Consider the following 9,128-nt stretch of genomic DNA (forward strand, 5'->3'; position numbering starts at 1 on the left):
AAGGAGAGAAAGCCTCATGACCGATTCCCGACCGCTTACCCCGGTGGGCTGCCAGTGCTCCTACTCCCGGCAGCCTATGGTTGTCCCGCCCTACACCGAAACCCCTGAGGAAGCCGCGTGGCGCAGAGAAGTAGACCCGCTGCTGGACAAACTTGACTCCCTCGGCCTGTGCCGCTACTGGTACTACGACCATGTGGTGAGTGCGGCCCTGGGGCGCCCGGCCTGCTGGCACCAAGAGGGCCGGGCAGAAGGCGTGACCTATCTCAAGCACCTACTTGCGGAGGCCACCAAATGACCCCCATGCGCCTCCACATCGCCCCCTGCGCCGACACCGCCTGCCCCAGCCGGGGCCGCTGCCTGCGCTACGCCCCCGACGCCCCCAACCCGGTGGACTTCGAGCGCCGCCCGGACGCGCCCGCCTGCACCTGCCTGCTCGACCCGGTGGCCGAGCCGCACGAGCGCCGCGCCTACGCCGAGTTCGTGACACGGGAGCTGGGGGAGAGATGATGCCAAAGGCCAGCCCCGAACACCGGAACTACGCCGCCCGCCACGCCGCCTGTGAACGCGCCGTCATGGTGCTGGAGGCGCAGGGAGAGCAGGACCCCGCGCTGATCGCCGCCCTGCGCGATTTTGTGGAGGCCACCCGGCCCGCCGACAAGCTCCCAAACAAGAAATACGCCGTCGCCACACGGGAGCAACGCCTTGTCTCCCTGCGCCGCATGGTCATTCAGCACCCGTTCAAATCCGCTGTCTATTACGCCGAGCGGCTGGGCATTGACGTTGCGGAGGTCAACACCTGCCTGTGGGAGCTGGAGCTGCGCGGCGACTTGGAAACGTTTGACCACCCGACGTGGGCGCAGCGGGTAAGCGCCCCTCAGCCCCTCACGGAGTCACCATGACCGCCCACGCCCGAAAGCCCCACCTGGGCGGCAAGGGAGACCCCAGCAATGTCTTGCGTCGCGTCAGCGGGCTTAGGTCGAGGGGCTACGCCCGTGCATATGTCGCCGCCCATCTCGGCATGACCGACGGGCAGATGCAGTACTTCTACAAAAAGCAGGCGCTGAGCCGCTGGGATGCCCCCGGCGTGCTGATGATCGAACTGTGCCAGGAAGTGCGCGAGTTGACAGCCAGCTCCTTTGTCGCCCATGTACGCACCGTGCTGGGCATCGAGCCGCACAAGTATGCCGCTTGTGTCCTCCAGGTCACGCACCAGGAAGCCGATACCATCCGCGCTTATTTCGCGGAACTGTTCAGGCGGCGGGATGAGTGGCCGGACACCGAGCAGGCGGCAAGGTTGATTGGCGTCCGGCCCGTCACCCTCCGCGCCGCCCTGCAACGCGGCTTTGCATGGGCATCCGACATAGAACGCTGCACCGTGCCGAGCAAGGGGCGCTGGGGCTACCGCTATGAGCCGCAGAGCGTGGCAGAGGCCGCGCAAAGGAGAAAAGGACAATGATCTACTCACTCAACTACGGCGACATGCTCAAGCGGCAGGCGGAGATTCAGCGCCTCGGCAGGATGCCCGAACCGCAACCGGCGCGAATCAGAGTGGCGAAGTTGGCAGAAGTTGGCGAGCTGACACAGGCGGCAAAGCCCGATTGGGTGTGGTGGAGCAAGTCGGGCGCCGCAAAGACAGTGGACCCCACAGAGGTACTTGCGGAGGCCGCCGATGTAATGCACTTCACCCTGCTAGAAACGCTGCATTGCGGCAAGCCCTGGCCTGAATCGCACGCGCACTATGGGCAGTTTGAGCTTGAAAACCCCGAGGTTGACACCCCTTTACCTGAGCTTTTGCTCGCCCTGTCTGCCACAGACCACTTGGTGCGGACAGGCTCGCTTCTCTGTGCCATCATCGCCCGCTACGGCTTCACCCCTGACGACCTCGCCCGCGCCTACTGGGAGAAAACTGAGGTCAACCTTGAGCGTTGGAGGGAAGCCGATGAAGCCTAATCCCTCCCCGATGGAGCGCCGCGCCCGTGCCGAGGTGCAGGACCGCCCGGAAGTCCTGCGCCAGATGAACCGGCAGCACCGGAAGGGCCGGGAAGCGTACGGACATCCGATAGACCACTGGGAAGCTGACCCCCTCATGCGCCTCAAGGAGACCGCCGCCGAAGCCGCCGACCTCATCACCTACCTCGTTGCCATCGGTGCGCCCGCTGAGGTGTTCGCCCACATGCGCGGCGTGACGGCCTACCTGGACCACGCCATCCACGCCCGCCGCATTCAGCCCCGCAGGGAGAAACCGTGATTGCCAACAAAGACGAGTGGCTGGATGAGCTGAAAGCCGCCTATGAAGGCGACGTGCTGGCCTACGCCCGCCTGACGGCCCGGATTGCTTCCCACGTCATCGAACTGCGCCCCATTCGCCCGCTGAGCTGGGTGCGGGTCACGACCCCTTTTGGTCCCACGCAGGTAGAAGGCGAGACGGCGGACGGGCAGAAGTTCTATTTCCGCTCCCGCTGGGGCGGCTGGCGTATTGAGTTGGACGGCGAAGTGGTGGCCGAGGGCAGCGAGCCGGACTGGTTTGAAGTCGAACTGACCAACCCCGCCACCGTCCGCCAGTCCTGCGCCCGCCTGTTCACCGAGCAGGGCTTTCCCGTCATCGAGTGGCAGCAAAAGGAGCCGAAATGAACATCACCGTCACCAAAAAAGCCCTCACTGACGCCCTGAGCCTCCTGGAGCGCGTCATCCCCACCCGCAGCTCCAACCCGCTGCTCACCGCGCTCCATGTGGCCGCCACCGACAGCGGCCTGACCCTGAGCGGCACGAGCCTGGAGATTGATCTCCAAGCCACCGTGCCCGCCGAGGTCAAGGCCCCAGAGGACTTCACCGTGCCCGCGCACCTGTTCGCGCAGGTTGTCCGCAACCTCGGCGGCGAGCTGGTCGAACTAACCCTGAGCGGCGCGGAACTGACGGTGCGCTCGGCAGGCTCGGATTTCAAGCTGCAAACGGGGGACCGGGACAGCTACCCGCCCCTCACCTTCCCCGACGCCCCCGGCGTGAGCCTCAGCGCGGCAGACCTCGCCCGCGCCCTGGGCAGCGTGCGCTACGCGGCGAGCAATGAGGCGTTCCAGGCGGTGTTCCGGGGCCTGAAATTGGAGCGGAATGCGGGCACCCTCCGCGCCGCCGCCTCGGACGGTTACCGGGTGGCGCTGTGCGATGTCCGCAGTGACGCGCCCGAAGCCCCGCCGCTCATCATCCCGGCCCGCTCGGTGGATGAGTTGCTGAGGCTGCTCAAAGACGGCACGGTGCGCCTGCTGCCCGGCGAAGGCCAGCTCACCGTCATCACTGACCGGGCGAGGATGAACCTCAAGTTGCTCGACGGGGACTTCCCCGACTACGAGCGCGTCATTCCGAAGGAAATCAAACTCACCGCCACGCTGCCCGCCGCCGCGCTCAAGGAAGCCGTGGGCCGCGTGGCGGTGCTGGCCGACAAGAACGCCAATAACCGCGTGGAGTTCCTGATTCAAGACGGCGCGCTCACCCTGACGGCAGAAGGCGACTACGGACGCGCCCAGGACACGCTGAGCGTCACCCAGGGCGGCACCGAGCAGGCCATGAGCCTCGCCTTCAACGCCCGGCACGTCCTCGACGCCCTGGGCGCGATAGACGGCGACGTGCGCCTGAGCTTCAGCGGCAGCACCTCGCCCGCTGTGTTCGAACCGGCGGGCGACAGCGGCTACCGGGCCGTCATGGTCACGCTGAGGGCATAAGCCCGCCCAATCCCACAAGTTTGAGGACGCCTCCATGCCGGGGGGCGTCCTGTTTTTTGGAGGCGCTATGGGAAAAGAGATGTATGATGGACAGCTTGAGTTGGAATACACCTGCGTTGGCTGTCACAAGAACACCTACCCACGCCGCTTGGCGAGCGGGTATTGCCATGACTGCATCTTTGGTGGCATGACCGCTGAGGAAATTGAGGCTGAGCAGCGGGAGCACGCAGCATGGCGAGAACGGCGGGCCTGCGGCACCTGTGATTCCATCGTTGGCACAGAAGCCTGCTACGCCTGCGGAGATATGGTTTGCGGCAAATGCCGCAAGGGTGAAGATGGTTCGCTTTTCTGCCCAGACTGCTACGCCGACTTTAAGGAAGATGCCGCCCGCGAAGCCGAAAGCGAAGGGTCTAGAAGTTTCAGAAGCTGACACCCGCTCTGGCCTGTGCTGGGGCGGGTGGTTTGGAGGAATAAATGGAAGGTCTGTACTTTTTTGAACTCAAGGCGGCTGACGGAAAGTGACGCGCATGCCCCGTACTTCAGTGCGGGGTCTAGCGGCATCCGTTCCGCCAGGAACGGCAATGCCGAGGCTTTTCGTGCTATAGTGAAACAGCAATGCCCCCGCACTGCGTCAACAGTCGGGAGCGTGGCAAGGCAGTTAAGGGCTGCCAAGCATGGAAAACAATACCACCATCCGTACCTTTCGGTATCGGCTTTACCCCACCAAGCCCCAAGAGGCCGCCATGTTTGAGACATTGCGCCTCACCCGCACGCTGTACAACGCGGGCCTAGAGCAACGCCGTGAAGCCTACCGGAAGCACGGCAAAACCCTCAGCGCCTACGACCAACAGCGTGAACTTACGGCACTCAAGGCAGAATGCCCGGAGTTCGCCGGGGTCTACTCCCACGTCCTACAAGACGTGTTCGACCGACTGGACAAGGCGTACAAGGCGTTTTTCAGCCGCATCAAGAAGGGCGCGAAGCGGGCCGGATTCCCCCGGTTCAAGCCTGCCCAGCGCTGGGATTCGTTCAAGTTCAAGCAGTGCTGGGACAACAAGAAGGGCGACTGGACGGCCTGCGGCAGACCCGTAGACGACGGGCGACGCATCAGCATCCCGAAAATCGGGAACGTCAAAGTTAAGCTGCACCGCCCGCTGGAAGGGAAGCCTAAGAGCCTGCAAATCGTCCACGATTGCGGGCAATGGTTCGCCGTCTATGCCTGCGAAGTCCCGAAAAACCCGCTCCCTGCCACCGGAAGCAGCGTTGGCCTCGACCTGGGGACGACGTGGTTTGCGGTCACGTCAGATGGGGAGTTCATCGAAAATCCCCGCCACCTGGGAAACAGCCTGAAGAAACTGCGCGTCCAGCAGCGCACCGTTGCTCGCCGCAAGAAAGGCGGTAACAGGCGCAGAAAGGCCGTGCAGCAGGTCGCCAAGACCCACCGCAAAGTCAGGCGGCAGCGCCTCGACTTCCAGCACAAGACCGCCCGGAGGCTCATCTATGAACACGACGTAATCGCACACGAAAACCTTCAGGTGGGCAACATGGCCCAGAGCAACCTCGCCCGTTCCATCCTCGATGCAGGCTGGGCCGGATTCCTGTTTCAACTCGCTGCCAAGGCTGAAAGTGCTGGGCGGCAAGTCATCGCCGTAGACCCCCGCTACACGTCGCAACGGTGTCATGCCTGCGGACACACGGGGAAGGAGAACCGTGTGAATCAGGCGACCTTCAGGTGTGTGCAGTGCGGCCATACGGCGAACGCCGACCACAACGCGGCGAAAAACATTCTGGCAAGGGCCTTGCCATCAGGCGTCAACGGTAGCGGGGTATCGCATGCCGTCGCCTGAGAAGCCTCGCTCTTTAGAGCGGGGAGTGGTCACGGAACGGCGCTCAGGGGATGGTCGCGTGAGCCTGCTGAGGCCAGTCCTCAATTGCTGTACATCACTCGTGTAGATGGCAGTGAAGTGCTGGCACCTATGGCAACGCTCGCATACTTGGAAACCCTGCTGCCCGACCACCCCCGCGTGCCCAAGTGGGCGCAAGACGCCCGTCCCGAATAATCCGCCCGCCCCGCGCCACTGAGCCGGGGCGGGGTTTTGCATGGAGGAAGAGAAGATGTCCGAAAAAGTAGAGATGGCCGCCCGCCCCGGTGATTCGATTTACAACCTTGCCAAGAAAGCCGTAGAGATGGCAAATGAGCGGCAAGAAATCGTGTGGTTCGACTTCAACGGTGAGCAGATTCACGCCGCGCCCGGCGATGAGGCCCAAGCCCTGATTGACGCCTGGGAAGACCGGCAAGACCTCGCCCGCCGCAAGTATCGCGCCTCGCCCGCCTACGTGAAGGCACAAACCGAGCGGGCACAAGAGGCACGGGCGAATCAGGCGGAGGTGAATCAACTGCTGCTTGAGCTGGACGCTGCGCTGGCGGGCGGGCTGCACGCCACTTTGCTCTGGCTTGCACGTTTCGCCGGTCCCGCTGACCGTGTGGACGTGTTGATTCCACATGCCCGCCTCGCTGCCAAGTTGAGCCGCATCGCACCGGCACAGACCAACGTGGGCCGTGAAGACCTCGACCAGCCCGGCAATGAGCGGGACGCCGCCCTATGGGTTATCGGCCAAATTGTCGCCTGCCTTGAGCGCGAGATGTCTCCGCATCCGATACTGGGCGAGTTCGCCAAGAAATACGCGGCCCGCATCAACCCCTAACCCCCACCCCCGCCCGCCCCGCGCCACTGAGCCGGGGCGGTGGCTTTTGCATGGAGGAAGAGAATGGACATCCCAGAATGGCGTTTGCCGGACCATGACGTGCGGAGCGAATCGGCCCGCATTGAGCGCGGCGGCGTAGGTGTGAACCACAGCGGGGGAGCGCGGGTCATCCACCTGTCGAGCGGGAAAAACGTTGCCTACCACCATCGGCGCGGCGGCTTGGCAAACTTTATTGAGGCCCGCCTGTTGCTTGAAGCGTGGGTGCTTGACGGCGTAGAGCCGCCTGCTGATGCTCCGCACGGCGGCGGGTGGGTTATCAGCAGCGGGAAGGCGGGCGGCTGATGCCCCGCTCATTCGCTTCCGGCGTCTCCGCTGAGGCCCTGGCACGGGCGGGGGTGGAGGTGCCGCAGGAGCCGAAGCGCAGCAAGTACGGCAACGTCCGCGCCGAATATGCCGGGCGCATCTACGCCAGCAAGCTAGAGGCTCGCATGGCCGAGCACCTCGACCTGATGAAGCTCGGCGGGTTGGTGCTGGACTGGACGCCGCAGCCGGTGTTCGACCTGGGGGCGGGCGTTTCGTATATCGCAGACTTTCACGTCACCTATGCGAAAGGGCAGCCCAGGGTCATCGACTCAAAAGGCGTGCTCACCGACGTTTTCCGGCTCAAGAGGAAATTTTTTGAGCACCTGTACGGCCCGCTGGACGTGGTGACGCGGGTTGAGGAGCTGCCTACGGAGGGGAGATGAGTCCTGCCCGCTCTGGGGTTGCTGGTACGCCCGCCCCGCCCTCCCTCTTCGACTGGGCAGACAGGCGGGAACGGGACATGTGCGACGTAGGAAAGCGCATCGCCTACTGGGAGGCCGTGCCTGACCGCACGCCGGGGCAAGAAGAATTGCTGCACAAGTTCTACAACGCCCGCGCCGTGATGAAAGCGGGCGGGGAGTGCCCCATGCAACGCGCCACGCTCTACACCATGCTCGAAGCCCTCGCCATTGTCGGCAGTCAGTTTGGCAGGCCCGTTGGCCCCAGCCGGGAGACCAACAAAAGCCCTGCCCAGCTTGTTGCGGACTTTATGGGAGCTGACGTGCCTGTGCTGCCCGCCGTGCATCTTGCCAGCCGTGAGCGTGCCCGCAAGATGCTCGCCGTCATTCATGCCCCGCTGGTTGATGCGGGAATAGCGACAGACGGCACCTCACAAGACGTTTGGCGGGCAAAGGGGATGACATGACCTATGCCGCAAAAGCCCGTGCCCACGCCCTCGCTGAGTTGGAATCGCGGGGGCTTTGCTTTGACCGTGTGCAGGACGCCATCGACGCCGGGAAGCTGACCGAGCGCGAGTGGCAAGACCTGTTGGACCACTACCGGGGTGGCCCGCCCAACGCGCCTAAGCCCACGCCGCACAAATACGAGGACGCGCTGACCTGCTCCCGCCAGCGGCGCGGCCTCTCCCGCCGCACGGCAGGTAACGCCGACAGCCTCGGCGCCAACCGCAACGCCGGGCGGGAGTAGTTCTCAAGTTTGAGGAGATGAAGATGCAGGAACTGTTCTACTTTGAAGCCACGACGATTGACCAAGGACGCGGCACAACGGAAGTCTGGGGCTGGGGCAAGAAGTCTATCGAGACGCGGGACGGGCTTGTCATCATGACCCGCGTAGATGGGAGCACCGCCGTCATTCCTGTTGCCAACCTGCACTTTCTGAAGACTTTTCTCGCTGGCGACCCGCGCATTCCGCTGGCACGGCAGACCCCGCCCAAACTCTGACCCGCCCCCGCCCCTCACCGGGGCGGCTTTCTTTTCCCCCCGGAGGCCACCATGCCGGAGCCGGACGCCTACGCCCTCACACCCGCGAACCCCGCGATGCCCTGGTTCCTGCTGACCGTCTGGTGGTTCCTGTTCGTGCCCGACGCGCTGCGCCTCCTGTTCCGCTTCCCCGACTGGCGAGCGCGGGAGACGGCGGCGCGGCTCTGGACCCTGCTCATGGGGCTGGCGCTGCTGCTGGCCCTGATTTTTGGAGGCTGAATGCCTGAACCCCTGACCATCCGCGTCCGCAACGCCGACGACCACCATCAGCAGCTTGCCCTCCACCGCCTCGCCGCCCTGACCCGCGCCATGCAGCAGGACACGCGGATGCCCCTGCTCACCGCCGCCCAGCCCGCCCCCTACCGCACGCCGCCCACGCCGGGCAGCGGGACCGCAGAGACGGCGGCGCATCTGGACACCGTGCGCTCAGCCCAGCGGGAAGCGGAGGAGGAGCTGGCCTACGCCCAGAAGCGACAGCAGCGCGACCTCGAAGCCCGCGCCCACGCCCGCCTGGACGCCCTCGCCAACCGCGCCACGCAGCTTGAGCGCCTGCTCGCGCAGATGGACACCGCCCCCCGCCCCCCGCGTGGCTGCCCCTGGACCTACCGCGTGGAGGTGCCCGGCGCGGCGTTCGTCGGCGGCTTTGAGGCGACCTACGCCCCCGAGGTCTGGACACTGGACGTGCGCGACGTGGACGAGGCGCTGTGGCAGGAGGCGCGGGCGTGGCTGAGGGATGGGGGCAGCGCAGCCCCGGTGCGCCTGTGCCGGGAGCGGTACAAGCTGCGAAGCGAAGTCACGGCGGGCACCCGCGCAATGCTCACCGCCCTCACCGTCTACCTGCGGCCCATCGTGTGCAGCGCGGGAAGCTCACCGCAACAAAATTGCGCGTAGTGCTTGAAAACTGGGC

18 protein-coding genes are annotated in these 9,128 nt (G+C 64.9%); all 18 read left to right on the top strand.

Annotated elements, in window-relative coordinates; translation table 11 throughout:
* Nucleotides 1-16 precede the first annotated feature (16 nt).
* Nucleotides 17-295 carry a hypothetical protein gene (locus G6R31_RS04020; RefSeq protein WP_152423556.1) on the top strand — a complete coding sequence of 93 codons (279 nt, stop codon included), beginning with the start codon at nt 17-19 and terminating at the stop codon, nt 293-295.
* A complete protein-coding gene (locus G6R31_RS04025; protein WP_017870023.1) occupies nt 292-507 on the top strand; it encodes a hypothetical protein in 216 nt (71 codons plus the stop codon). The genes G6R31_RS04020 and G6R31_RS04025 overlap by 4 nt, the downstream gene beginning before the upstream one ends.
* Nucleotides 504-899: a hypothetical protein gene (locus G6R31_RS04030; protein ID WP_025566663.1), complete on the top strand. Its 396-nt coding sequence runs from the start codon at nt 504-506 to the stop codon at nt 897-899. Before G6R31_RS04025 ends, G6R31_RS04030 begins: the two co-directional genes overlap by 4 nt.
* Nucleotides 896-1,456, top strand: coding sequence for a hypothetical protein (locus G6R31_RS04035; protein WP_017870021.1), 561 nt, complete (start codon nt 896-898; stop codon nt 1,454-1,456). Before G6R31_RS04030 ends, G6R31_RS04035 begins: the two co-directional genes overlap by 4 nt.
* A complete protein-coding gene (locus tag G6R31_RS04040; protein WP_017870020.1) occupies nt 1,453-1,950 on the top strand; it encodes a dUTP diphosphatase in 498 nt (165 codons plus the stop codon). Before G6R31_RS04035 ends, G6R31_RS04040 begins: the two co-directional genes overlap by 4 nt.
* A complete protein-coding gene (locus tag G6R31_RS04045) occupies nt 1,940-2,248 on the top strand; it encodes a hypothetical protein (protein ID WP_152423555.1) in 309 nt (102 codons plus the stop codon). The genes G6R31_RS04040 and G6R31_RS04045 overlap by 11 nt, the downstream gene beginning before the upstream one ends.
* Nucleotides 2,245-2,631 carry a hypothetical protein gene (locus G6R31_RS04050; protein ID WP_017870018.1) on the top strand — a complete coding sequence of 129 codons (387 nt, stop codon included), beginning with the start codon at nt 2,245-2,247 and terminating at the stop codon, nt 2,629-2,631. Before G6R31_RS04045 ends, G6R31_RS04050 begins: the two co-directional genes overlap by 4 nt.
* A complete protein-coding gene (gene dnaN, locus G6R31_RS04055; protein ID WP_017870017.1) occupies nt 2,628-3,713 on the top strand; it encodes a DNA polymerase III subunit beta in 1,086 nt (361 codons plus the stop codon). Before G6R31_RS04050 ends, dnaN begins: the two co-directional genes overlap by 4 nt.
* Before the next feature lie 67 nt (nt 3,714-3,780).
* Nucleotides 3,781-4,143: a hypothetical protein gene (locus G6R31_RS04060; protein WP_152423554.1), complete on the top strand. Its 363-nt coding sequence runs from the start codon at nt 3,781-3,783 to the stop codon at nt 4,141-4,143.
* 244 nt (nt 4,144-4,387) lie between these two features.
* Nucleotides 4,388-5,560 carry an RNA-guided endonuclease InsQ/TnpB family protein gene (locus G6R31_RS04065; RefSeq protein ID WP_017870016.1) on the top strand — a complete coding sequence of 391 codons (1,173 nt, stop codon included), beginning with the start codon at nt 4,388-4,390 and terminating at the stop codon, nt 5,558-5,560.
* A 268-nt stretch (nt 5,561-5,828) separates the two neighbouring features.
* Nucleotides 5,829-6,419, top strand: a complete 591-nt coding sequence (locus tag G6R31_RS04070; protein ID WP_152423553.1) for a hypothetical protein — start codon at nt 5,829-5,831, stop codon at nt 6,417-6,419.
* Between the two features lie 63 nt (nt 6,420-6,482).
* On the top strand, nt 6,483-6,761 hold the full coding sequence (locus G6R31_RS04075; protein WP_017870014.1) for a hypothetical protein: 279 nt from the start codon (nt 6,483-6,485) through the stop codon (nt 6,759-6,761).
* Complete coding sequence (locus G6R31_RS04080) at nt 6,761-7,165, top strand: DUF1064 domain-containing protein (protein ID WP_017870013.1); 405 nt, start codon at nt 6,761-6,763, stop codon at nt 7,163-7,165. Before G6R31_RS04075 ends, G6R31_RS04080 begins: the two co-directional genes overlap by 1 nt.
* 77 nt (nt 7,166-7,242) lie before the next feature.
* Nucleotides 7,243-7,647: a hypothetical protein gene (locus G6R31_RS04085; RefSeq protein WP_152423552.1), complete on the top strand. Its 405-nt coding sequence runs from the start codon at nt 7,243-7,245 to the stop codon at nt 7,645-7,647.
* A complete protein-coding gene (locus G6R31_RS04090) occupies nt 7,644-7,928 on the top strand; it encodes a hypothetical protein (protein ID WP_017870011.1) in 285 nt (94 codons plus the stop codon). The genes G6R31_RS04085 and G6R31_RS04090 overlap by 4 nt, the downstream gene beginning before the upstream one ends.
* 17 nt (nt 7,929-7,945) lie before the next feature.
* Nucleotides 7,946-8,182 carry a hypothetical protein gene (locus G6R31_RS04095; RefSeq protein WP_017870010.1) on the top strand — a complete coding sequence of 79 codons (237 nt, stop codon included), beginning with the start codon at nt 7,946-7,948 and terminating at the stop codon, nt 8,180-8,182.
* Nucleotides 8,183-8,233: 51 nt separating this feature from the next.
* Entirely contained in the window at nt 8,234-8,440 is a 207-nt protein-coding gene (locus G6R31_RS04100; RefSeq protein WP_017870009.1) for a hypothetical protein, read from the top strand.
* Nucleotides 8,441-9,112: a hypothetical protein gene (locus G6R31_RS04105; RefSeq protein ID WP_017870008.1), complete on the top strand. Its 672-nt coding sequence runs from the start codon at nt 8,441-8,443 to the stop codon at nt 9,110-9,112.
* Nucleotides 9,113-9,128 lie beyond the last annotated feature (16 nt).

Origin of the sequence: Deinococcus wulumuqiensis R12 (assembly GCF_011067105.1) — a bacterium.
GTDB lineage: Bacteria > Deinococcota > Deinococci > Deinococcales > Deinococcaceae > Deinococcus > Deinococcus wulumuqiensis.

Excerpts from the sequence above, each read along its gene's own strand:
- G6R31_RS04025 (WP_017870023.1), top strand. The coding sequence starts at position 292 with ATGACCCCCATGCGCCTCCACATCGCCCCCTGCGCCGACACCGCCTGC.
- G6R31_RS04065 (WP_017870016.1), top strand. The coding sequence starts at position 4,388 with ATGGAAAACAATACCACCATCCGTACCTTTCGGTATCGGCTTTACCCC.
- G6R31_RS04035 (WP_017870021.1), top strand. The coding sequence starts at position 896 with ATGACCGCCCACGCCCGAAAGCCCCACCTGGGCGGCAAGGGAGACCCC.
- G6R31_RS04090 (WP_017870011.1), top strand. The coding sequence starts at position 7,644 with ATGACCTATGCCGCAAAAGCCCGTGCCCACGCCCTCGCTGAGTTGGAA.
- G6R31_RS04020 (WP_152423556.1), top strand. The coding sequence starts at position 17 with ATGACCGATTCCCGACCGCTTACCCCGGTGGGCTGCCAGTGCTCCTAC.
- G6R31_RS04030 (WP_025566663.1), top strand. The coding sequence starts at position 504 with ATGATGCCAAAGGCCAGCCCCGAACACCGGAACTACGCCGCCCGCCAC.
- G6R31_RS04085 (WP_152423552.1), top strand. The coding sequence starts at position 7,243 with ATGTGCGACGTAGGAAAGCGCATCGCCTACTGGGAGGCCGTGCCTGAC.
- G6R31_RS04040 (WP_017870020.1), top strand. The coding sequence starts at position 1,453 with ATGATCTACTCACTCAACTACGGCGACATGCTCAAGCGGCAGGCGGAG.
- G6R31_RS04105 (WP_017870008.1), top strand. The coding sequence starts at position 8,441 with ATGCCTGAACCCCTGACCATCCGCGTCCGCAACGCCGACGACCACCAT.
- G6R31_RS04080 (WP_017870013.1), top strand. The coding sequence starts at position 6,761 with ATGCCCCGCTCATTCGCTTCCGGCGTCTCCGCTGAGGCCCTGGCACGG.
- G6R31_RS04060 (WP_152423554.1), top strand. The coding sequence starts at position 3,781 with ATGGGAAAAGAGATGTATGATGGACAGCTTGAGTTGGAATACACCTGC.
- G6R31_RS04045 (WP_152423555.1), top strand. The coding sequence starts at position 1,940 with ATGAAGCCTAATCCCTCCCCGATGGAGCGCCGCGCCCGTGCCGAGGTG.
- G6R31_RS04075 (WP_017870014.1), top strand. The coding sequence starts at position 6,483 with ATGGACATCCCAGAATGGCGTTTGCCGGACCATGACGTGCGGAGCGAA.
- G6R31_RS04070 (WP_152423553.1), top strand. The coding sequence starts at position 5,829 with ATGTCCGAAAAAGTAGAGATGGCCGCCCGCCCCGGTGATTCGATTTAC.
- G6R31_RS04095 (WP_017870010.1), top strand. The coding sequence starts at position 7,946 with ATGAAGATGCAGGAACTGTTCTACTTTGAAGCCACGACGATTGACCAA.
- G6R31_RS04100 (WP_017870009.1), top strand. The coding sequence starts at position 8,234 with ATGCCGGAGCCGGACGCCTACGCCCTCACACCCGCGAACCCCGCGATG.
- dnaN (WP_017870017.1), top strand. The coding sequence starts at position 2,628 with ATGAACATCACCGTCACCAAAAAAGCCCTCACTGACGCCCTGAGCCTC.